This is a genomic window from Bradyrhizobium sp. Ghvi, assembly GCF_900115265.1.
GTDB lineage: Bacteria > Pseudomonadota > Alphaproteobacteria > Rhizobiales > Xanthobacteraceae > Bradyrhizobium.
On the sequence record NZ_FOVU01000003.1, the window covers coordinates 812,922 to 833,170 of the forward strand.

Here is a 20,249-nt window from a genome sequence, read left to right on the forward strand (position 1 = left end):
CAACAAGATGTACCAGACCACCTATCATCGCGCTTCCTCGGTCGACGAAGCCGCCAGCCTGTTCGGCAAGAGCAGCGAGGCGAAATTCCTCTCCGGCGGGCAGACGCTGCTGCCGGTGATGAAGCAGCGGCTCGCCAGTCCCTCCGATGTGATCGACCTCGGCAAGATCAAGGAGCTGATCGGCGTCGAGGCCTCCGGCGACACGCTGACCATCAAGGCGGCGACGCCGCATTACGACGTCGCCACCAGCGATGCCGCGAAGAAGGCGATCCCCGCGCTCGCTTATCTGGCGTCAATGATCGGCGACCCCGCCGTCCGCTACCGCGGCACGATCGGCGGCTCGATTGCCAACAACGATCCTGCCGCGGACTATCCGGCCGCGCTGCTCGCGCTCGGTGCCACCGTGAAGACCAACAAGCGGTCGATTGCGGCGGAGGACTTCTTCAAGGGCCTGTTCACCACGGCGCTCGAAGACGGCGAGATCATCACGGCCGTGTCGTTCCCGGTTCCGGCGAAGGCGGGCTACGCCAAGATGCGGCATCCGGCCTCGCGCTTTGCGTTGACCGGCGTCTTCGTCGCACAGACGAAGTCGGGCGAGATCCGCGTGGCCGCAACCGGCGCTTCGCAGAGCGGGGTGATGCGGGTCGGCGCCATCGAGGCGGCGCTGAAGGCGAACTGGTCGGCGTCGGCGCTCGACAACGTCAGCATTTCCTCAAGCGGACTTCTGGCCGACATCCACGGCACGGCGGAGTACCGCGCCAACCTCGTCAAGGTGATGGCGCAGCGCGCAGTGGCGTCGGCTAGCTGAGAACAGCGCGTCAGCGCCTCGACACAAAATTTCCGCGGCGCGCACTTCGGTGCGCGCCGTTTTATTTTGCCGATGCGGGATGAAAACCGCTTGCCTCCTCGGCGGGAAGGCGAGAAGAGTTAATCAGCCAATTAACTCGCCCCTTAAGAGCAACGTCAGAGGCGTTGGCCGGATCTCCGGCACTTGCCCGCGACCCGAGGAAACAACAACGTGCTCGACAAATCAGCCGCCACATCGTCCGTCCGAAGCTCCGGCCCGCTCGCGGGTTTCCGAATCGTCGAATTCGCCGGCATCGGGCCCGGCCCGTTCGCCTGCATGATGCTGGCCGACATGGGCGCCGATGTCGTCACGCTCGACCGCGTCGGCGCGAAGAAGAGCATGAAGTCGGTCGCGGGCCGCGGCCGCAAGGTTATCGAGCTCGATCTGAAGGACAAGGCGGCGATCGCCGAGGTGCTCGACCTCCTCGCCAATGCCGATGCGCTGGTCGAAGGCTTTCGCCCCGGCGTGATGGAGCGGCTTGGCCTCGGGCCTGACGTCGTGCTCGCGCGCAATCCCAAGCTGGTCTACGGCCGCATGACCGGCTGGGGCCAGGAGGGCCCGCTGGCGAATGCCGCCGGTCACGACATCAACTACATCTCCATCACCGGCGCGCTGGCCGCGATCGGCACACAGGAGGCGCCGGTGCCGCCGCTCAATCTGGTCGGCGATTTCGGCGGCGGCGCGCTCTATCTCGTCGTCGGCGTGCTCGCGGCGCTGTTGGAAGCATCAAGGTCCGGCAAGGGCCAGGTCGTCGATGCCGCGATGTGCGACGGCGCGGCCTCGCTGATGTCGTTCTTCTTCGACATGAAGACGCTGGGCCGCTGGACCGAAGGCCGCAACCGGAATTTTCTCGATGGCGGCGCGCATTTCTACGGCGTCTATGAATGCGCCTGCGGGCATTTCGTCTCGATCGGCTCGATCGAGCCGCAGTTCTACGCGCTGCTGCGCCAGCACGCGGGCCTGACGGATGCGGATTTCGACGCGCAGATGGACCCCAAGGCCTGGCCCGCGCTGAAGGAGAAGCTGAAGGCCGTGTTCAAGAGCAAGACGCGCGAGGACTGGTGCAGGATCATGGAAGGCACCGACATCTGCTTCGCGCCCGTGCTGACCATGTCGGAAGCGACCGAACATCCGCATATGGTGGCCCGCAACGTCTTCATCGAGCGCCATGGCGTGAAGCAGCCGGCGCCGGCGCCGAGATTCTCGCGCACGCCCTCAGTGGCGCGCGAGCCCGAGGCGGCGGAGATTGGCGCCGTGATGAAGGCGTGGAAGAGATAGAGTCTCCGCTATCGTCTCAAAGTCCGCTGTCATCCCCGGGGCGCGCGAAGCGCGAGCCCGGGATCCATAGCCACAAGAAGTGGTTTGGCGAGGGCTCGGAGTTACCATTTGGCGCGACAACCACTCCCTGTGGTTATGGGTCCCCGCCTTCGCGGGGACGACAGCGATAATGTGGAGGCCGCCCGCGTCTGATGCCGCAGCCTTACGCCGCGTCCACCTTCAACACCCCGCGCCGGATCTGATCTTCCTCGATCGACTCGAACAGGGCCTTGAAATTGCCCTCGCCGAAACCGTCGTCACCCTTGCGCTGGATGAACTCGAAGAAGATCGGGCCGATCGCGTTGGCCGAGAAGATCTGCAGCAGCACCTTGGTCTGGCCGCCGTCGACGACACCTTCGCCGTCGATGAGGATACCGTTCTTCTGCAAGCGGGCGAGGTCCTCGCCGTGCTTGGGCAGCCGCACGTCGACCTTCTCGAAATAGGTGTCGGGCGGCGATGGCATGAAGGGCAGGCCCGCTTCGCGCAGGCCCTCGATGGTGCGGTAGATGTCGCGGCAGCCGCAGGCGATGTGCTGGATGCCTTCGCCGCGATAGGTCTTGAGATATTCCTCGATCTGGCCGGACTCGCCGGCGTCCTCGTTGATCGGAATCCGGATTTTGCCGTCGGGGCTCGTCAGCGCGCGTGAGAACAGGCCGGAGGCGCGGCCTTCGATGTCGAAGAAGCGGATCTGGCGGAAGTTGAACAGCTTTTCGTAAAAGCCGGCCCAGACATCCATGCGGCCACGGTGAACGTTGTGGGTGAGGTGGTCGAGATAGAACAGGCCCGCGCCGACCGGCTTGGGATCGCGTGCGCCCAGCCATTCGAACTCGGCATCATAGGCCGAGCCCTCTGCGCCGTAGCGATCGACCAGATAAAGCAGGCTGCCGCCGATGCCCTTGATCGCAGGCACATCGAGCGTCTTCTGTGCGGACGACACATCCGCCGGCTCCGCGCCGAGCGCGAGCGCGCGCTCATAGGCCGCCTTGGCATCGACCACGCGGAACGCCATCGATGGCGCGCACGGACCATGCGCGGCGACGAACTCGTAACCGTGAGTGCCGGGCTCCTCGTTGACGAGATAGTTGATGTCGCCCTGGCGATAGACCGTGATCTTCTTCGTCTTGTGGCGCGCGACCGGCGCATAGCCCATCAGCTTGAACAGCGCGTGCAGCTCTTGCGGGTTCGGATGCGCATATTCGACGAACTCGAACCCATCGGTGCCCATCGGATTCTCGGCGCTCACAGTGGCCGGCGGTGCATCGTGCGGAAACGGACCCATTGGCGGTTCTCCCAAATTGCTGCTGGCTGAATTATCCTTCATGATATCCGCAATGAGCGTGCAAATGAGACGCGATTTCGATATCCTATGCACGATCCGTGCACGAATTGGATAAACGACGCATGATTCCAGTCGACGCCTTCGACCTCAAGATCCTGAGCGCGCTGCAGGACGACGGCCGCCTCACCAACCAGGAACTCGCCGACCTCGCCGGCCTGTCGGCCTCGCAATGCTCGCGGCGCCGGATGCGGCTGGAGGAGGAGAAGGTGATCGCGGGCTATCATGCCGACCTCTCCAGCGAGGCGCTCGGCTTCGGCGTGATCGCCTTCATCCAGGTGGGACTTGCGACCCACTCGCCGGACAATTCCAAGCGTTTTCGCGCGCTGGTGAACCGGATCGATGAGATCCAGGAGGCCTATTCGCTTACTGGAGATGCCGATTACGTGCTCAAGGCCGTGCTGCGCGATCTCAAGGGCCTCTCCAATCTCGTCAACGACATCCTGATGCCGCACCAGAGCGTGGCGCATGTGCGCTCCTCGATCGTGCTCGATCGGCTCAAGGAAAGCGCGAAGCTGCCGCTGAAGGATTCGAAGGCTGGCTGAAATCGAGGGAACTACGCCATTCGCATCCAGCGCGCGACCTGCGATGATCGCGGCCAGCTTTCGGAGAATTGATCATGGCCCTCCAGCTTCGGCCGAACTGCGAGTATTGCGACCGCGACCTGCCGCCTGATGCAACGGATGCGCGGATCTGCTCCTATGAATGCACGTTCTGTGCGGATTGCGTCGAGACCAAACTCTTCAACGTCTGCCCGAACTGCGGCGGCGGCTTCGCCCCGCGCCCGATTCGCCCCGTTCAGGAATGGCGACCGGGTGTGTGCACGGCGAAGCAGGCGCCGTCAGACAAGCGGGTGCATTTGAAGTACAGCGTCGAGGATGTCGCGGCGCATTGCGCGCGGGTGCGCGACGTGCCGCCGGAGAAGCGGTAGGCTACTCCGCCGGCAAGATCGTCCCCTCGACCTCGCCAAATCCGACGCGATAGCCGTTGCCCTGGCACCAGCCGCGCATCACGATGCTGTCGCCGTCTTCCAGGAACGCGCGCTTGACGCCGCCGGGGAGTTCGACCGGCTCGGTGCCGTTCCAGCTGATCTCGAGCAGGCTGCCGCGCTGGTTCTTCTCCGGGCCGGAGATGGTGCCGCTCCCTAAGAGATCGCCGACATTCATGGCGCAGCCGGAGGAGGCGTGGTGCATCAGCTGCTGCACCGAGGACCAGTACATGTATTTGAAATTGGTGCGGCTGATGCCGGCGGGTGCATTGGCGCCGGCCGCCCGCAAAGCAACGTCGAGCGCGATATCGTAGTTCTGGGGCTTCGCCTGCTTGAGGTAATCGAGCGGCACCGGCTCCTGCTCCGGCCCCTTCACGCGGAACGGCTCCAGCGCTTCGCGCGTCACCACCCACGGGCTGATCGAGGTCGCGAATGCTTTCGCCAGGAACGGGCCGAGCGGCACGTATTCCCATTGCTGGATGTCGCGCGCGCTCCAGTCATTGAGCAGGACGAAGCCGAAGATCATCTCCTCGGCCTGTCGCTCACTGAGCATGCCGCCCATGGGCGAGGGCTGGCCGATGACGATGCCCATCTCCAGCTCGAAATCGAGCCGCTTGCAGGGCGCGAAGCTCGGCACCTCCACATTCGGCGGCTTCAGCTGGCCGCGCGGCCGCTTCACCTTGGTGCCCGACACCACGACCGTCGAGGCGCGGCCGTTATAGGCGATCGGCATATGCAGCCAGTTCGGCTGCAGCGCATTGTCCTTGCCGCGGAACATCACGCCGACATTGGTGGCGTGCTCCTTCGAGGAATAGAAGTCAGTGTAGCCGGAGACCGTGATCGGCAGATGCAGCTTTGCGTCGCGCATCGGCACCAGCGCGCGGGCGCGCAGTTCTTCGTTGTCGCGCAGCTCCGGATGATCGTGCCACAACAGCTCGCTGATCCGCGCGCGGGTCTTGCTCCAGAGGTTTGGCCCGAGCGCCATGAAGGCATTGAGCGAGGGCCCGGCGAACACGCCGAGCGGACCGACGTCGAGCCGCGAATCCTGCTCCAGCTCCCAAAGATCGAGCACGTAATCGCCGATTGCCACACCGACGCGCGGCGTCGGATTGCGTGGGGTCGAGAACACGCCGTAGGGCAGGTTCTGGATCGGAAAGTCGGAGGCGGGATCGACGTCGATGAAGGAACGGAGGCTGGGGTCGTTGGGGTGGATTTTCACTTTCGGCTCGATTCTTTCTTCCTTCTCCCCTTGTGGGAGAAGGTGGCGCGAAGCGCCGGATGAGGGGTTGTCTCCGCGAACTCCAATGAGAGATTTCCGTGCTGAGAGAACCCCTCACCCGTCTCGCCGCTACGCAGCGAGCCACCCTCTCCCACAAGGGGAGAGGGGAGGAAAGCTACGGTTTGTTCGGATCGAACAGCTTCTCCAGGCCCTTCCAGCAATCCGCGTAATCGTCCTGCAGCGTCGACGACTTCGCGGCATGGGCGGTGACGCGCTGCGGATAGCGCGTCTCGAACATGAAGGCCATGGTGCCGGTGAGCTTCACCGGCTTCAGCTCGCCATTGCTGGCGTGCTCGAAGGCGTCGCGGTCGGGGCCGTGCGGGAGCATGCAATTATGCAAGGAAATGCCACCCGGAACGAAGCCCTGCGGCTTGGCGTCGTAGACGCCGTAGATCAGGCCCATGAACTCGCTCATGATGTTCATGTGATACCAGGGCGGGCGGAAGGTGTTGTCAGCCACCATCCACCGCTCGGGAAAGATCACGAAGTCGATATTCGCGGTGCCCGCCGTCTCCGACGGCGAAGTCAGCACGGTGAAGATCGAGGGATCGGGATGGTCGAATCCGATCGCACCGACCGGCGAGAAGGTACGCAGATCGTATTTATAGGGCGCGTAATTGCCGTGCCAGGCGACGACATCGATCGGCGAATGCGGAAGCGTCGTCTTGAACAGCGAGCCGCCCCATTTCACGAACAGCTCGGTCGGCGTGTCCTTGTCCTCGTAGTTCGCGACCGGCGTGAGGAAGTCGCGCGCGTTGGCGAGACAGTTGGCGCCGATCGGCCCACGCTCGGGCAGCGTGAAGGCACCGCCATAGTTTTCGCAGAGATAGCCGCGCGCCGGGCCATTTGGAATCTCGACGCGGAATTTGACGCCGCGCGGGATCACCACGATCTCGCCGGGCTCGGCATCGATGCGGCCGAACTCGGTGACGAGGCGCAAGTCACCCCGCTGAAGCACGAACATCAGCTCGCCGTCGGCATTGTAGAAGTGCTGGTCTACCATCGATTTCGTGATGAGGTAGACATGCGCGGCCATGCCGGCCTGCGTATTCACATCTCCCGCCGTCGTCATGGTCTGCACGCCCTGGACGAAGGTGACCTCCTCCTTCGGCAGCGGCGTCGGATCCCAGCGCAGCTGCGCGATCGGCAGATCATATTCGTGGCACGGCGCCGAGCGCCACAGGCCGGCATCGACTTTCTCGAAGCGGCCGGAATGCTTCACGGAGGGACGGATGCGATAGAGCCATGAGCGTTCATTGGCGCCGCGCGGCGCCGTGAAGGGGGAGCCCGAGAGCTGCTCGGCATAGAGCCCGTAGGCGCAGCGCTGCGGCGAGTTGCGTCCGATCGGCAACGCACCAGGCAGCGCCTCGGTCTCGAAGCTGTTGCCGAAGCCGGACATGTAGCCCGGCGTCACCTGCGCCGAGCTGCGGATGATCTGGTCAGGCGAGGTATTGATATTCATGACTATCCTCCTCCTTGCAGGGCAGCCCACATTTCCTGGTCGCGCTTGTCGGTCCAGATCACGGGGTCGTCGATCCCCGACGCCTCGTCATAGGCGCGCGACACGTTGAATGGCAGGCAGTGCTCGTAGATGGCGAAGCTGGAAAATTTCGGATCCATGACCTCGCGCGTCGCCGCCATCGATTCCTTGAGCGTGCGCCCCTTCGCGACCGAGATTTCGGCGGCGCCATAGAGCGAGTTGACGAAATCGCGCGTCATCGCGATGGCTTCGCGCACGGTGGCCGTGCCCTTCAGGGCATCGCCACGGCCCGGCGCGATCGCCTTGGGATTGAAGCTGCGGATCTCGTTCAGCGTCATCGGCCATTCGCGCAGATGCGCATCGCCGCAATAGCAGGCCGAGTGGTATTCGATGAGGTCGCCGGAGAACATGACTTCCGCATCCGGCACCCAGGCGACGATGTCGCCCGAAGTGTGACCTGCACCAAGCTGCATCAAGCGCACCTCGCGCTTGCCGAGATAGATCGACATCTCGCCTTCGAAGGTCAGCGTCGGCCAGGTCAGGCCGGGAATGCTCTGCGCGTCCTGGAACAGGCGCGGAAAACGGCCGTACTCCGAATCCCAATCCTGCTTGCCGCGCTCCTCGATCAGACGATAGGTCTCCTGCGAGGCGACGATGCCTTGCGCCTTGTAGGCGGAGGCCCCGAGCACGCGCACCGCGTGATAGTGCGACAGCACGACATATTTGATCGGCTTGTCCGTGACTTTGCGCACGCGCTCGATCACCTTGTTCGCCATGGCCGGCGTCGCCTGGGCATCGAACACGAGACAGCCGTCGTCGCCGACGATCACGGCCGTGTTCGGATCGCCCTCGGCGGTGAAAGCATAGAGATCGGTGCCGATCTCGGAGAAGGTGATCTTCTTTTCGGCGAGATCGCCGGTGGATGCGAAGTTCTTCGCCATCAGTTTCTTTCCTTGCACGTCTATTGTTGTTGCTGTTGCTGTTGCTGTTGCTGCTGGCCGTCGATCATGCGCCGCTTCGCCAGGGCGATCGCCTGGCGCAGCACATCGATATCGCCGATATGATTGGCGAGGATCAGGACCAGCGCCGCGTCGAAATCCGCGCTCTGCTCATCGGTGAGGCCGCGATGCGCTTCGACGATGGCGCGAAAAGCGTCATCGGGTCGAGCAAAGTTGGAGCTGGTGGACAGCGGCATCAGGGACCTCAGTTCAAACCTTCCGCGCGCGCAAGGGCCGCCGCAATCGCAGCCGCGGTCGGGTGGCGGAAGCGCGCTGCGACATAGCCATCGGGCCTGAGCAGATAGGCAGAGCCCGGCTCGGCATCGTAGCGCTTGGCGGCGAGTCCTTGCGGATCGGCGAGCTCGCCCTCGCCGCCGATCCTGATATCCTTCACGCCATCGGGCGCATCAACCGCTGCGCCATTGTTGAACGACAGCAAGGTAAAGTCCGTTCCACCCCTGCGAAATAGATCCGTCAGATAGGCCTGCTCGCCCGCGCGCGTGGCAACGGGCGCGTCCAACATGGAACAGCCGGGCGATGGCCCGCCATGCCATGCATCCGCATCGCGCGACGACAGCGGCGAGTCATAGCTGCACGGCACCGAAAGCCGACCACCATTGACCATGCGCTTGCCGAACTCGGTCTCCTTGGCGAGCGACAGCACCGCCTTGCGCAGCCGCGCCTCCTGATGCGAGTTCGGCGCCATGAAATCAGTCGAGCGGGTGGATTCGCGGATATTCTCGTCGGCCGCCATGCTGCGTTCGACATGGTAGCTCTCGAGCAGGCTTGCGGGCGAGGCGCCCCGCAGCACGCGATCGAGCTTCCAGGACAGATTTTCGGCGTCCTCCAGGCCCGAATTGGCGCCGCGCGCACCGAACGGCGAGACCTGATGGGCGGAATCGCCGGCAAAGATCACGCGTCCGTGGATGAAGCGGTCCATCCGGCGGCACTGGAACTTGTAGAGCGAGATCCACTCGAACTCGAACTTGTCGTGGCCGAGCATGCGCGCGATCCGCGGCCGCACATTCTCCGGCTTCTTCTCGACTGTGGGATCGGCATAGCGGTTGAGCTGGAGGTCGATGCGCCAGACGTCATCAGGCTGCCTGTGCAACAGCGCCGAGCGTCCTGCATGGAACGGCGGATCGAACCAGAACCAGCGCTCGGTCGGGAATTCCGCCGTCATCTTGACGTCGGCGATCAGGAATTGGTCCTCGAACACCTGCCCCGCAAACTCGGCGCCGACCATCTGCCGCAGCGAGGAGCGCGCGCCGTCGCAGGCGACGATATATTGCGCCTGCAGGCGATAGGCGCCCTCGGGCGTTTCGATCGTCAGCAGGGCCGAATCGTTGCGCTGTTCGAGTGCCGTCACCTTGTTGCGCCAGCGCAGGTCGATCGCAGGCAGATCCTGGATGCGATCGACCAGATAGGCCTCAGCGTAATATTGCTGCAGGTTGATGAAGGCCGGGCGCTTGTGGCCATCCTCGGGCAGCAGATTGAACTGATAGAGCTGCTGTTCGCCGTGAAAGATGCGACCGACGCTCCACACCACGCCCTTGTCGACCATGCGATCGGCGACGCCAAGCCGGTCCCAATATTCCAGCGAACGCTTGGAGAAACAGATCGCGCGCGAGCCCTCGCCGATGCGGTCGGCGTCATCCAGCAATACGACGCGCTGGCCGCGCTGGGCGAGATCGATCGCCAGCGACAACCCGACCGGACCGGCACCAACGATCACGACCGGATGCTCGGCCGGACTTTGGCCGGGGCGATCCTGGTCGGGATGGCGGCGATAGCCGAACTGGATTTTGGCCTGCTGCGTATTGGCGGGAGCCATACACTAACCTCGGCTCTGGTCAGGAAGGGAAGGATCTGCTAGATAGTCTCACGTGCAACTATTTTGGACCGGAGCCGGCCGGCCGTCAACTGGAATTCGGAGCACTCTTCTTGGCGAGGACGACAGACACTGCGCTGAAGACACGCGAGGCCGACCCGCCATCGCCGAAGACAAAGTCGCGGCTCGATCTGTTCAAGTTCGTGCCGTTCCGCCTCAATCGGCTCGCAGCCGAATTCAGTTCCGCGCTCGCGGTCGAATATCAGGAGCGTCACGGCCTCGACATTCCGGCCTGGCGCGTGATCGCCACGCTCGGCTTTCGCAACGATGCCTGCAGCGCACAGTTCATCGCGCAGTGCACCCGCACCCACAAATCTACCATCAGCCGCGCCGTGACCGCGCTGCTGCATGACGGCCTGATCGAGCGCGTCGAAAACGAAGCCGACCGCCGCGAGTTCCGCCTGCAAATGACGACGAAGGGCCGTGCGCTCTACGAAGAACTCTTCCCGCAATTGCTGCGGCGGGAAGACGAGATTCTCGCCTGCCTCTCCGCGCAGGAACGCAAGCAGCTCTCGGCACTGCTTGGCAAGATCGAAGAGAGCCTTGACCTGATCCAGACCAGCGAAGAGGCGGATGCGAAGCAGGCGTATTAAAGCGTGCACGCATGGAGCGCACACGCTTCGACCGGTTGAGAACGCTTGGTGGGCTCGTGAAGGCACTGGCTTATATCGCGGCGCTACTGGTGGCATTTGCCGCAACTCGCTCACGTGCGGCTGACATAGGCTATCTGGCTCCCCCCGGAGTCGCTGCAAACGAGTTTCCCTCACCGCAGCGCCCCGTTGCACGGATCGTCAGCCCACGCCGCGCCGCCGAAGAGCGCCGCGACGCCCTCAATGAATCCGGTCAGATCGCACGTGCGCTTGAACTGAAACCGGGTATGACGGTCGGCGACATTGGAGCAGGCAGTGGCTACCACACGGTCAGGCTCTCGCGCCTCGTCGGACCCGCCGGCTCCGTCATTGCCCAGGACGTCACGCGGGATTACCTGGTCGAACTCGCAAGGCGAACAGAACTTCTGAAGTTGACGAACGTGCAATTCGCGCTCGGCGAACCACACGACCCGCGCCTGCCCGCTTCCTCGCTGGACGCCGCAATCCTCGTGCACATGTATCACGAGATAGCCCAGCCCTATGCCTTCCTTTACAATCTCGCGCCCGCCTTGAAGCAGGGTGCGCGGGTCGGAATTGTCGATCTCGAGCTACCGACGTCGAAGCATGGCACGCCAATCGCGCTCTTGCGCTGCGAATTGACCGCCGTCGGCTATCGCGAGGTCGCTGCGTATCAGCTCGCAGGGGACACAGGATATCTGGCGATATTCTCTCCGCCGGAGCTAGCGGCGCGAAAATCTCCTCGCGATATCGTTGCTTGCGGGGATCCTGCCGGCACGCGCTGACAGCACGCTGGCGGGTCGCCTCGAAGGCTGAAGACGTCCGAGGAGGAGGTCAGACCGGAAGTCGCCGGCTGAGGCTCAAACCGGCGCTTTTGACCCGAAGCCGTCATCGAGAACGGCGGAACGGATTTTCGCGAACCTGCGTAAGGCTTGTTTTCAGCGGGCCGGCAGAGGCGATGCAGTCGATCCATAGTTAGGACAGTTCGTAGCCAACCCCGCCCACATGTGGTCAAGGACTGCGCGCTTGTCCCGCTCGATTTTTGCGGCGGTGCCGTTGTCTATGAAATTGCTCTCTTGGCGCATGACCTCGAACTCGCCGCCGGATGGCCTCTGATAGAGGACTACATAACCGCAATGTCGGTCTACGTTCACGAACTGGGTGGCGATGTCTACGGCAGCATACACTCCGCGAAACGGCGCGGAGGCCGGGTCTTTGGTCCAAGTAACCTTCAGGACATTACGCCGCACCAGCGTGCCCGATCGTTCTTGAAATTCACGATTCTGCTGGATGAACCGCGAAAGAGGGAGCGAATTTCGGTTGGCTTCGGCCATCATGGCGTAGGCCCGTTCATATTGCTGCTGATCGAGTGCAGAAAAGTAGTCGATTGTTGTCTTGAGAACCTGCTCCTCTTGGATACGGGAGGGCAGCCAGCCGGGCGCTGAGTCATTCGTTATGTTTACCTCGCGACGAGGGCTCGACGTCGCGGGATCTTGCACTGGCGAGTTCTGCGCCCTCGCAGCCTCGAAGAGGCCCAGCGCCGCTGTCGCTGCTATCAAAACGGCATAGATTGGCGATAATTTCATTTTCCTCCCCCTGCCGCACGGCAATTTCTCATGCAAGGGAGGCACAACGCAAGGTGTAGCATCCGATAGCTTGTCTGGTGAAACGGGAATTTCCGGAATGGGCCCGACTCGGACATTGTGCGATGCTGGTTCGCACGCTGCTTTCAGGAGCACAGCGGACATCGGGCCCTCTGTGCGCCTAGTAGGTTTCACGAGTACACGCCTGGATTCGGTCACTTCGCAAACGACCGCGTCGGCGGCAAATGCAACGCCCAGGCGTCGACCTTGTCGCTCGCGCGCGGATAGATCTGCGTCACAACAGGATCGTGGCCGGGAATATAGCGGTCGGGATGGCCGGCGAGGCGCTCGATCGTCTCCCAGCCCGCAGCCATGTCACCGACATTGTAGACGATCGGAAACGGGCTGCGGCGTTGCAGATTGGCGTAGTAATGCGCGGCGTCGGACGCCAGCACGACCGGGCCGCGCGCGGTCTCGACCTTCACCACCTGCAGGCCGTCGGAATGGCCGCCGACGCGATGCACGGTGATGCCGGGCGCGACCTCGCCATCGCCGGAATGGAAGGTGACGCGCTCGCCATAGACATGGCGCACCATCTGCGTGACGTGCTCGACGGTGAACGGATGTCGCAGCAGGCCGTTGCACATGCAGCGGCCGGTAGCGTAGGCCATCTCACGCTCCTGCAGATGGAAGCGCGCATTCGGAAAGCGATCGAGATTGCCGGCGTGGTCGTAATGCAGATGCGTCACGATGATGTCGCGGATGCTGGAGGCTGCGACGCCAAAGCGCTCTAGCGCATCGACCGGATTGAGCGTCAGCTTGCGCGCCCGCAGGCTCGCTTCCTCGGCATTGAATCCGGTATCGACCAGAATATCGCGTTCCTGCCCTCGGATCAGCCAGACGAAATAGTCGAGGTCCTGCGCCGCACTGTCATGCGGATCGGGCGCCAGGAAGTTCATGCTGGGCGTACGCGGCGACATCGTCGCATAGCGCAGAGCGTAGATTTCGTAGACGTTTCCCATTGGCTTTGATCCCGGCTCTTGCTTTTGCTGAATGGACCTGCCGCGCACCAAGCCATCGCCTGCCGCAAAGGTCAAACGTCCGCGGTGGACAGGGGGGCACAATGTGAGACCAATCACATTTTCGTCGCGTGTGCCGGCCTAACATGATGTCCGGAACCGTGAGCAAGCATGCATCGAGGAGAATCGTGACAACCGAATTATTCCCCTCGCCACCAGCCCGTGCGTCGCGCTCAATTGTCGCGATAGTGCAGAATCTCCAAGCGGTTGACGCCCCCGTTCCCCGGTTTGATAATGCAAATTGCGTAAGTTAAGGTCGCCGCGGCGCAAGCTGGAACGGCGCCTTTTTGGCTGGACCGCGCTGATTATGAAAATTCGCTTCCTTTGTCTCCTGCCTTTGCTCGTCTCGTTCATCCCGACCGCGCCCTCGCTTGCGGCCGGCGACCGCTTCGCGCTGGTGATCGGCAACGCCAAATATCCCGATGCCGACAGCCCGCTGAAGGAGCCGATCAACGACGCCCGCGACGTCGCCGACGAGCTCAAGCGCGACGGCTTTTCGGTGGAGGTCGGCGAGAACCTGACCGGCGACGGCATGCGCCGCGCCTTCGACAAGCTCTACGGCAAGATCAAGCCGGGATCGGTGGCGCTGCTGTTCTACAGCGGGTTCGGCATCCAGTCGGCGCGGCAGAGCTACATGATCCCGGTCGACGCGCAGATCTGGACCGAGTCCGACGTCCGTCGCGACGGTTTCAGCATCGAAGCGGTGCTGGGCGAGCTCAACACGCGCGGTGCCGGCGTCAAGATCGCGCTGATCGACGCCTCCAGGCGCAACCCGTTCGAGCGCCGCTTCCGCAGCTTCTCGGCGGGGCTCACCCCGGTCATCGCGCCGAACGGCACGCTGGTGATGTATTCGGCGGCGCTCGCATCGGTGGTGTCGGATGCCGGCGGCGACCACAGCCTGTTCGTGCAGGAACTGCTCAAGGAAATCCGCGTCCCCGACCTGATGGCGGAGGAAACGCTGAACCGCACCAAGATGGGCGTCACCCGCGCCTCGCGCGGCGAGCAGGTGCCATGGATCTCGTCCTCGCTCGCCGAAGACTTCTCGTTCATCCCGGGAGCCGCGGGCTCGCGCCCGACGGCGACGACGTCGCCACCAGCGCCTCCCGCGCCGTCGCCTCCTCCGGTCGCCAATAACCCGCCTCCGGCTCCCCCGCCCGCGCCACCGGCACCGGTGGCTTCGAACAATCCGCCGGCGCCGCCCGCACCCCCGTCACCGCCGCCGGCGCCGAAGCCGCAGATCGAGGCCGCGCTGCCTCCGCCGCCCCCGCCGGCGAAGCCGGCCGAGCCCGCTCCGAATGGCGGACCGAGCGAGAGCACGCTGGCGGAGGATCCCACCATCAAGAGCCTGACGGCCAAGATCGCCGCCAATCCTGATGACCAGAACGCGCTGTACCGGCGGGGCCAGGTCTATGCCAGCAAGGGGGCCTACAGCCTCGCCATCAAGGATTTCGATAACACGCTGCGGATCAATTCGAAGGACGTCGAGGCGCTGAACAACCGCTGCTGGACCCGCACCGTGGTCGGCGATCTCCAGGGCGCCCTGAAGGATTGCAACGAGGCACTGCGACTGCGGCCGAACTTCGTCGACGCGCTGGATAGCCGCGGGCTGGTGAACCTCAAATCCGGGGCGGTGAAGAACGCCATCGCCGATTTTGACGCCGCGCTGAGGATCAATCCGCGCCTGACCTCCTCGCTCTATGGCCGGGGCCTCGCCAAGCAGCGCAATGGCTCGGCCCAGGAGGGTGCGCTCGACATCGCCAATGCCAAGGCGATGGATCCGAACATCGTCCAGGAATTCGCAAGCTACGGAGTGCGTTGATATTTCTTTGATTTGAGGCGTGCGCCGCCTCGAACCCCTGGCGGCCCGGCCGAGACTAACGGAACGGATGCCGCAGGCGGCCCTGCCGTGGGGCTACTCGCAAAAATTTTGGAACCGCGCGGGCTCGCGCAGGAGGGACAGACAATGAGATTGGCTGCAAAGGGACTGACCGCGATCCTGTCCATCATCACCCTCGGCGCGGCGCTGTCGCTGACACCAGCCTTCGCCGGCGACGACGGCAACAGCAAGAACGTCACCGAGGACGAGATCGTCCGCGCCTTGGCGCCGCCGAAAAAGCCCCTGACCCGCGGCCTCTCGATGGCGCCGCAGGCCGCCCCGGCGCCGAACCCGGCGGAGACCAAGCTGATGCAGTCCGTCCGCGGCCGGGCCACGCGGTCGTTGTCCTCGACCGAGCGCGAGGAGATCGCCTCCGCCGCCAAGGACAAGCCGAATATCGATCTCGAAATCACCTTCGATTACAACTCGGCCAATATCAGCGCCAAGTCGCTGCCCTCGGTGCAGGCGCTCGGCCGTGCGCTCACCAGCCCGGACCTCAAGGGCTCGACCTTCGTGGTCGCCGGCCATACCGACGCCGCCGGCGGCGAAAGCTACAATCAGGACCTGTCGGAACGCCGCGCGGATTCGATCAAGCGCTACCTGGTCGAGAAGTACGGCATCGCCGCGAGCGACCTCGTCACCGTGGGCTATGGAAAGAGCAAGCTGAAGGATCCGAGCCAGCCGATGGCGGAGGTGAACCGCCGTGTGCAGGTCGTGAACATGGAAAACAAGACCACCGCATCGAAGTGACCACCGCGATTCCTTTGCAGTGACACGTTCCGATGTGGTGTAAAGTCTCAAGACCAGCGCGCGTCCCGCAGCCCTGCGGGACGCCGCTTCGTTTCAGGCAAACGTTCCCGCCAACCACGCGCCAGGCCAGGATGATCCGGCGATGAACATCTCCGAATATCTCAAGCCTGCGGGAACCGTGGCGTTCATCGTTGCGCTCGGCATCGGCTATTACTGGTTCGAGCATCGCCATCGCCCCGAGGCAAAGGACACGCCGGGCGAGGCGCTCGTCATCGTGACGAAGTCGACCAATGCCTGCTTCTCCGATCTGGTGCGGGTGACTGGCTTCTTCGTGCCGCGGCGCGAGGCCGTGGTCATGGCCGACCAGGAAGGATCGAAGGTCACCGACCTCTTCGTCACCGAGGGCACTGTCGTCGCTGACAACCAGGAGCTCGCGCGCCTGACGGCGCCGCCGCAGATCCCGGGACAGCCGCAACGGCCGGGCCCGCAGGGGCCGGTGTCGCTGAAGGCGCCCGCGGCGGGTCTCATCACGGAAGTCCGGACCATCGTCGGCGCACCGGCCTCGCCACAGGCCGGACCGATGTTCCGGATCGCGGTCAACAACGAGATCGAGCTGGATGCGCAGGTTCCGGCCGTGCATATGCCGAAGCTCAGCCCCGGCGCGACGGTGCGGATCAGCCGGGACGATGCCGCGGACCTGATCGGCCGGGTCCGGCTGGTCGCGCCCGAGATCGACCGGGCCACGCAGCTCGGCCGTGTCCGCATCAGCGTCACCAACAATCCGTCGTTGAAGGTCGGCATGTTCGCCCGCGCCTCGATCGACGCCAAGCGAAGCTGCGGCGTCGCGGTCCCCAAGACCGCGATCGACCATCTCACCGTGCAGGTGGTCAAGGGCAATGTCGTCGAGACGCGGCGGGTGCGCGTCGGGCTCACATCCGACAGCCAGACGGAAATCCTCGAAGGGGTCGACGTCGGCGAGATCGTCGTGGCCGACGCCGGCTCTTCACTCCATGACGGCGACCAGATCAAGACCATGTTCGCCGATGAACTCGATCGCACGCGGGTACGCTGATGGCTCTCAATATCTCGGCATGGTCGATCCGCAATCCGCTGCCGTCGGTAGTGTTTTCGATCATCCTCCTGATCCTCGGCTGGACCTCCTTCAGCAAGCTCGCGATCACGCGGCTGCCGTCCGCCGACATTCCCGTGATCTCGGTCGCGGTGGCGCAGTTCGGCGCCGCGCCGGCGGAGCTCGAATCCCAGGTCACGAAGACGGTTGAAGACGCCGTCTCCGGCGTCGAGGGCGTGCGGCACATCACTTCCTCGATCACCGACGGCGTATCGGTCACCACCATCCAGTTCGCGCTGGAGACCAACACCGACCGCGCACTCAACGACGTCAAGGACGCGGTGACGCGCGTGCGCTCGAACCTGCCGCAGAACGTCACCGAGCCGCTGATCCAGCGCGTCGACGTGATCGGCCTGCCGATCGTCACCTATGCCGCGATCTCGCCCGGCAAGACGCCGGAGCAGCTCTCCTATTTCGTCGATGACGTGGTCAAGCGCGCGCTGCAGGGTGTGCGCGGCGTCGCCCAGGTCGAGCGTATCGGCGGTGTCGAGCGCGAGATCCTGGTCTCGCTCGACCCCGATCGCCTGCAGGCGATGGGGCTGACCGCCGTCAATGTCAGCCAGAGCCTGCGCGGCACCAATGTCGACGTCGCCGGCGGCCGCGCCGAGATCGGCAAGAACGACCAGGCGATCCGGACGCTCGCCGGCGCCAAGACGCTGAGCGATCTCACCGGCACCATGGTCCCGCTGTTCGGCGGCGGCGAGGTCCGTCTCGACGATCTCGGCACCGTGACCGACACCATCGCCGACCGCCGCACCTTCGCTCGCTTCAACGGCGAGCCGGTGGTCGCGCTCGGCATCAAGCGCTCCAAGGGCGCCAGCGACGTCAAGGTCGCCGAAGCCGTGCAGAAGCGCATCGACGCGCTCAAGGCCGCCTATCCCGATGTCGACCTCAAGCTGATCGACACCTCAGTCGACTACACCAACGGCAATTACGAGGCGGCGATCTCGACCCTGTTCGAAGGCGCCATCCTTGCCGTGGTCATCGTGCTGCTGTTCCTGCGCGATCTGCGCGCCACCATCATCGCCGCGGTCTCGCTGCCGCTGTCGATCTTCCCGGCATTCTGGGCGATGGACATCCTCGGCTTCTCGCTCAACCTCGTCAGCTTCCTCGCCATCACGCTCTCGACAGGCATTCTCGTCGACGACGCCATCGTCGAAATCGAGAACATCGTGCGGCACATGAACATGGGCAAATCGCCCTACCGCGCCGCGCTGGAAGCCGCCGACGAGATCGGCCTCGCGGTGATCGCGATCTCCCTGACCATCATCGCGATCTTCGCGCCGGCAAGCTTCATGTCGGGCATCGCAGGACAGTTCTTCAAGCAATTCGGCATCACGGTCTCGGTGCAGGTGTTCTTCTCGCTGCTGGCGGCGCGCTTCGTGACGCCGATGCTGGCGGCCTATTTCCTCAAGCACGGCCATCACGAGGAGCCGCCGCCCGGCCGCATCCTGCGCACCTATCACGGCGTCGTCTCGTGGTCGGTGAAGCACTATTTCATCACCGTGCTGATCGGCTTCGGCATCTTCGCGGCGTCGATCTGGAGCATCACGCTGCTGCCGCAGGGCTTCCTGCCTGCGCAGGACAGCGCCCGCTCGCTGCTCGCCCTCGAACTGCCGCCGGGCACACAGCTCGCCTACACCGAGAAGGTCACCGAGGACATCGTCGCACGCCTGCGCAAGCGGCCAGAGGTGAAGAGCATCTTCGTCGACGGTGGCCGCGTTCCTCCCGGCACCCAGGAAGTCCGCCGCGCCTCCCTGATCATCAATTACACACCCAAGCGCGACCGCAAGATCACCCAGCGCGAGCTCGAATTCTCGATCAGCCAGGAGCTGGAGAACGTTCCCGACATCCGCTTCTGGTTCCTCGACGAGAACGGCCTGCGCGCGATCTCGCTGGTGGTGACGGGTGTCGATGCCAACATCGTCAACAACGTCGCCAGCGAACTTGCGACGCAGATGAAGCGGATTCCGACCATCTCCAACGTGATCTCGGAAACCTCGCTGGAACGTCCCGAGCTGCGCATCGAGCCGCGCGCCGACCTCGCCGCGCGGCTCGGCGTCTCGACCGAAAGCCTGTCGCAGACCATCCGTGTCGCAACCATCGGCGACGTTGGTCCCGCGCTCGCCAAGTTCGACGTCGGCGACCGCCTGGTGCCGATCCGCGTCCAGCTCGAAGACGCCGCGCGCGGCAATCTGAAGACGCTGGAGCAGCTCCGCGTGCCGCTCGGCGAGCACGGCGAGAAGGGCGGCGTGCCGCTCTCCGTCATCGCCGACGTCAAGCTCGACCAGGGGCCGACCAGCATCAACCGCTATGATCGCGAGCGGCAGGCCACCGTCGCCGCCGACCTCGTCGGCTCCGCGGCGCTCGGTGATGCCACCAAGAAGATCTACGATCTACCCGTCATGAAGAGCCTGCCGAAGGGCGTGAAGGTCTCACCCTCCGGCGATGCCGAAAGCCTCAACGAGCTGTCCGATGGCTTCGCCACCGCGATCACGGCCGGCCTGATGATGGTCTATGCGGTGCTGGTGCTGCTGTTCGGCACCTTCCTGCAGCCGATCACCATCCTGTTCTCGCTGCCGCTCTCGATCGGCGGTGCGATCGCCGCGCTGCTCATCACCGGCAAGCAGCTCACTACGCCGGTGTGGATCGGCATCCTGATGCTGATGGGCATCGTCACCAAGAACGCGATCATGCTGGTGGAGTTCGCGATCGAATCCATCAATTCCGGCAAGCCGCGCGAGGAGGCGATGATCGACGCCGGCATGAAACGCGCCCGCCCGATCGTGATGACCACGATCGCGATGGCCGCCGGCATGATGCCGAGTGCGCTCGCGGTCGGCGCCGGCGGCGAGTTCCGTTCCCCGATGGCGCTCGCGGTGATCGGCGGCCTGATCTTCTCGACCATCCTGTCGCTGGTGTTCGTACCTGCGATGTTCATGGTGATGGACGATTTCGGCGCCCTGATCTGGCGCTTCGGCAAACGGCTGATCGTGCACAGCGAGGACGCAGAGACCGGCAATCATCACGAGGAGACGGACGCGGCCGCGCCGAAGAACATCGCGCGCCCTGCGGCCGAGTGAGTTCC

General features: G+C 64.1%; 18 protein-coding genes. 10 read left to right on the forward strand and 8 right to left on the reverse strand.

Translation table 11 applies throughout. The features are described from left to right. Positions 1-7: 7 nt before the first annotated feature. Together BM374_RS15045 and BM374_RS15050 are read left to right on the forward strand one after the other, a co-directional pair. Positions 8-808, forward strand: a complete 801-nt coding sequence (locus BM374_RS15045; RefSeq protein ID WP_092293300.1) for an FAD binding domain-containing protein — start codon at positions 8-10, stop codon at positions 806-808. 210 nt (positions 809-1,018) lie between these two features. Continuing rightward, positions 1,019-2,125 (forward strand): CaiB/BaiF CoA transferase family protein, encoded by a 1,107-nt coding sequence (locus tag BM374_RS15050; protein WP_092293302.1) that lies wholly within the window; start codon positions 1,019-1,021, stop codon positions 2,123-2,125. A gap of 202 nt (positions 2,126-2,327) precedes the next feature. On the opposite strand, the gene hppD is transcribed toward BM374_RS15050, so the two are convergent. Continuing rightward, positions 2,328-3,443 (reverse strand): 4-hydroxyphenylpyruvate dioxygenase, encoded by a 1,116-nt coding sequence (hppD, locus tag BM374_RS15055; RefSeq protein WP_092293304.1) that lies wholly within the window; start codon positions 3,441-3,443, stop codon positions 2,328-2,330. A gap of 122 nt (positions 3,444-3,565) precedes the next feature. Between hppD and BM374_RS15060 the strand changes: the two genes are divergently transcribed. Beyond that, positions 3,566-4,045 (forward strand): Lrp/AsnC family transcriptional regulator, encoded by a 480-nt coding sequence (locus BM374_RS15060; RefSeq protein ID WP_177248302.1) that lies wholly within the window; start codon positions 3,566-3,568, stop codon positions 4,043-4,045. A gap of 74 nt (positions 4,046-4,119) precedes the next feature. After that, positions 4,120-4,431 (forward strand): DUF1272 domain-containing protein, encoded by a 312-nt coding sequence (locus BM374_RS15065; protein WP_092293516.1) that lies wholly within the window; start codon positions 4,120-4,122, stop codon positions 4,429-4,431. A gap of 1 nt (position 4,432) precedes the next feature. Here BM374_RS15065 and fahA read toward each other — a convergent pair whose 3' ends face one another. The 5 genes from fahA to BM374_RS15090 form a co-directional block, all read right to left on the reverse strand. Then, positions 4,433-5,707 carry a fumarylacetoacetase gene (gene fahA, locus BM374_RS15070; protein WP_177248303.1) on the reverse strand — a complete coding sequence of 425 codons (1,275 nt, stop codon included), beginning with the start codon at positions 5,705-5,707 and terminating at the stop codon, positions 4,433-4,435. 175 nt (positions 5,708-5,882) lie between these two features. Beyond that, positions 5,883-7,229 (reverse strand): homogentisate 1,2-dioxygenase, encoded by a 1,347-nt coding sequence (gene hmgA, locus BM374_RS15075; protein ID WP_177248304.1) that lies wholly within the window; start codon positions 7,227-7,229, stop codon positions 5,883-5,885. Positions 7,230-7,231: 2 nt separating this feature from the next. Beyond that, a complete protein-coding gene (locus BM374_RS15080) occupies positions 7,232-8,188 on the reverse strand; it encodes an MBL fold metallo-hydrolase (protein ID WP_092293310.1) in 957 nt (318 codons plus the stop codon). A gap of 20 nt (positions 8,189-8,208) precedes the next feature. Further along, positions 8,209-8,442 carry a DUF2783 domain-containing protein gene (locus BM374_RS15085; RefSeq protein WP_092293312.1) on the reverse strand — a complete coding sequence of 78 codons (234 nt, stop codon included), beginning with the start codon at positions 8,440-8,442 and terminating at the stop codon, positions 8,209-8,211. 8 nt (positions 8,443-8,450) lie between these two features. Next, complete coding sequence (locus BM374_RS15090; protein WP_092293314.1) at positions 8,451-10,079, reverse strand: FAD-dependent oxidoreductase; 1,629 nt, start codon at positions 10,077-10,079, stop codon at positions 8,451-8,453. A gap of 110 nt (positions 10,080-10,189) precedes the next feature. Here BM374_RS15090 and BM374_RS15095 point away from each other — a divergent pair, with 110 nt between their 5' ends. After that, positions 10,190-10,729 carry a MarR family winged helix-turn-helix transcriptional regulator gene (locus BM374_RS15095; RefSeq protein WP_092293316.1) on the forward strand — a complete coding sequence of 180 codons (540 nt, stop codon included), beginning with the start codon at positions 10,190-10,192 and terminating at the stop codon, positions 10,727-10,729. A gap of 11 nt (positions 10,730-10,740) precedes the next feature. Beyond that, complete coding sequence (locus tag BM374_RS15100) at positions 10,741-11,529, forward strand: class I SAM-dependent methyltransferase (RefSeq protein ID WP_244552601.1); 789 nt, start codon at positions 10,741-10,743, stop codon at positions 11,527-11,529. A gap of 153 nt (positions 11,530-11,682) precedes the next feature. On the opposite strand, the gene BM374_RS15105 is transcribed toward BM374_RS15100, so the two are convergent. Next, on the reverse strand, positions 11,683-12,330 hold the full coding sequence (locus BM374_RS15105) for a DUF4019 domain-containing protein (protein WP_177248305.1): 648 nt from the start codon (positions 12,328-12,330) through the stop codon (positions 11,683-11,685). A 212-nt stretch (positions 12,331-12,542) separates the two neighbouring features. Beyond that, a complete protein-coding gene (locus BM374_RS15110) occupies positions 12,543-13,349 on the reverse strand; it encodes an N-acyl homoserine lactonase family protein (protein ID WP_092293320.1) in 807 nt (268 codons plus the stop codon). Positions 13,350-13,713: 364 nt separating this feature from the next. On the opposite strand from BM374_RS15110, the gene BM374_RS15115 reads away from it, so the two are divergent. The 4 genes from BM374_RS15115 to BM374_RS15130 all read left to right on the forward strand — a co-directional run bounded on the left by BM374_RS15115 (position 13,714) and on the right by BM374_RS15130 (position 20,244). Beyond that, the gene (locus tag BM374_RS15115) at positions 13,714-15,225 is read left to right on the forward strand and encodes a caspase family protein (protein ID WP_092293322.1); all 1,512 of its coding nucleotides are present in this window, start codon (positions 13,714-13,716) and stop codon (positions 15,223-15,225) included. Between the two features lie 144 nt (positions 15,226-15,369). Then, a complete protein-coding gene (locus tag BM374_RS15120) occupies positions 15,370-16,032 on the forward strand; it encodes an OmpA family protein (RefSeq protein WP_092293324.1) in 663 nt (220 codons plus the stop codon). 142 nt (positions 16,033-16,174) lie between these two features. After that, positions 16,175-17,104, forward strand: coding sequence for an efflux RND transporter periplasmic adaptor subunit (locus BM374_RS15125; protein WP_092293326.1), 930 nt, complete (start codon positions 16,175-16,177; stop codon positions 17,102-17,104). Further along, positions 17,104-20,244 carry an efflux RND transporter permease subunit gene (locus tag BM374_RS15130; protein ID WP_092293328.1) on the forward strand — a complete coding sequence of 1,047 codons (3,141 nt, stop codon included), beginning with the start codon at positions 17,104-17,106 and terminating at the stop codon, positions 20,242-20,244. The genes BM374_RS15125 and BM374_RS15130 overlap by 1 nt, the downstream gene beginning before the upstream one ends. Positions 20,245-20,249: the final 5 nt, after the last annotated feature.

Bases quoted from the DNA above. Each gene is read 5' to 3' on its own strand.
- BM374_RS15045 (WP_092293300.1), top strand. From the start codon at position 8: ATGTACCAGACCACCTATCATCGCGCTTCCTCGGTCGACGAAGCCGCC.
- hppD (WP_092293304.1), bottom strand. From the start codon at position 3,443: ATGGGTCCGTTTCCGCACGATGCACCGCCGGCCACTGTGAGCGCCGAG.
- BM374_RS15060 (WP_177248302.1), top strand. From the start codon at position 3,566: ATGATTCCAGTCGACGCCTTCGACCTCAAGATCCTGAGCGCGCTGCAG.
- BM374_RS15065 (WP_092293516.1), top strand. From the start codon at position 4,120: ATGGCCCTCCAGCTTCGGCCGAACTGCGAGTATTGCGACCGCGACCTG.
- hmgA (WP_177248304.1), bottom strand. From the start codon at position 7,229: ATGAATATCAATACCTCGCCTGACCAGATCATCCGCAGCTCGGCGCAG.
- BM374_RS15080 (WP_092293310.1), bottom strand. From the start codon at position 8,188: ATGGCGAAGAACTTCGCATCCACCGGCGATCTCGCCGAAAAGAAGATC.
- BM374_RS15085 (WP_092293312.1), bottom strand. From the start codon at position 8,442: ATGCCGCTGTCCACCAGCTCCAACTTTGCTCGACCCGATGACGCTTTT.
- BM374_RS15090 (WP_092293314.1), bottom strand. From the start codon at position 10,079: ATGGCTCCCGCCAATACGCAGCAGGCCAAAATCCAGTTCGGCTATCGC.
- BM374_RS15100 (WP_244552601.1), top strand. From the start codon at position 10,741: ATGGAGCGCACACGCTTCGACCGGTTGAGAACGCTTGGTGGGCTCGTG.
- BM374_RS15105 (WP_177248305.1), bottom strand. From the start codon at position 12,330: ATGAAATTATCGCCAATCTATGCCGTTTTGATAGCAGCGACAGCGGCG.
- BM374_RS15110 (WP_092293320.1), bottom strand. From the start codon at position 13,349: ATGGGAAACGTCTACGAAATCTACGCTCTGCGCTATGCGACGATGTCG.
- BM374_RS15115 (WP_092293322.1), top strand. From the start codon at position 13,714: ATGAAAATTCGCTTCCTTTGTCTCCTGCCTTTGCTCGTCTCGTTCATC.
- BM374_RS15120 (WP_092293324.1), top strand. From the start codon at position 15,370: ATGAGATTGGCTGCAAAGGGACTGACCGCGATCCTGTCCATCATCACC.
- BM374_RS15125 (WP_092293326.1), top strand. From the start codon at position 16,175: ATGAACATCTCCGAATATCTCAAGCCTGCGGGAACCGTGGCGTTCATC.
- BM374_RS15130 (WP_092293328.1), top strand. From the start codon at position 17,104: ATGGCTCTCAATATCTCGGCATGGTCGATCCGCAATCCGCTGCCGTCG.